Origin of the sequence: Stenotrophomonas sp. HMWF003 (assembly GCF_003061285.1) — a bacterium.
In the GTDB taxonomy this organism is placed as follows: Bacteria; Pseudomonadota; Gammaproteobacteria; order Xanthomonadales; family Xanthomonadaceae; genus Stenotrophomonas; species Stenotrophomonas maltophilia_AP.
The window spans coordinates 1,159-2,099 of sequence record NZ_QAIW01000401.1; the positions used below are offsets into that span (position 1 = coordinate 1,159).

Sequence of the window (941 nt, forward strand, 5' to 3'; positions counted from 1 at the left end):
CCGGCCCAGCAGCCCATCGCCTTCGCCGTTGAATCCCCCTACGAAACGCTTGTAGAACGCCGCCGCCCCGTCGGTCGGCATGACCCCGTGTATCACCGAGAGAATGTCCTGGTCGCCGCCATGCAACTGCGACGCGGCACGGGCCACCAGCCCGCCCATCGAGTGGGTGATCACGATGACCTTTTCGCAGCTCAGGCCTTGAGCGGCGTAGTGCTGACGTATGCGCCGGATCTGCGCGGCCAGCTCGGCACCGGAGTCCATGTTGGACTGCAGCCAGTTGTACCCGGCCGCATGCACGGGAAAGCGGAAATGCGCCAGCTTGCGGACCTGTGCGTCGGTGAGCACGGGCGGCGCGGTTTCGGCACCGACGGGGCTGCGACCGACCCGGCGCAGCAGATCCTGCATGCCCGTGCTCGGTCGGCCCTCGCGATAGGTGGCCCCGGCGAGGGTCTGCTCCAGCCAGTTCAGGAACGGACCATAGGAGTACCAGCTGACGGTGCCCCAGCCGCGTGCGCGTTTGTCGGCCAGGCGGTTGGCCAGCACCTGCCTGCGCTGTCTGTCGCTGTTGTTGCCCACCGGCAGGGGCACCACGAGTTCGTTGCTGTGCAGCTCGATGTGGCCGCGATCGTCCACTGAGACCGCGTCCTTGTGCAGGATCAGCTGGCGCTTGGCGGCGCTGGCATTGAGCCAGCGGGTGCTGTTGTCGGCCTTGAGGGGGCTGGTGGTGCTGTCTACGTTCCAGACGCGTTCGCCCTTCCGGGCAACGGCCTCCGTCGTAGATTGACTCCCACTACCAACCTTCAACTCTATCGTGCGAATCGCCTTCAAATTACTCCCCATGATCCCCGGCACAAACACCACCGGCACCACCCGCGTCGGTGGTACGTACAGCACCACCGGGTCGTCCTGCCGGCGGGACGTCATGCGCCAGTCGTAGCGGG

The 941-nt window shown here is 66.3% G+C and carries 1 pseudogene; it reads right to left on the bottom strand.

The features are described from left to right. A pseudogene (locus DBR34_RS23725) lies at positions 1-870 on the bottom strand (GPI inositol-deacylase); the annotation flags it as partial. Between the last annotated feature and the right edge of the window lie 71 nt (positions 871-941).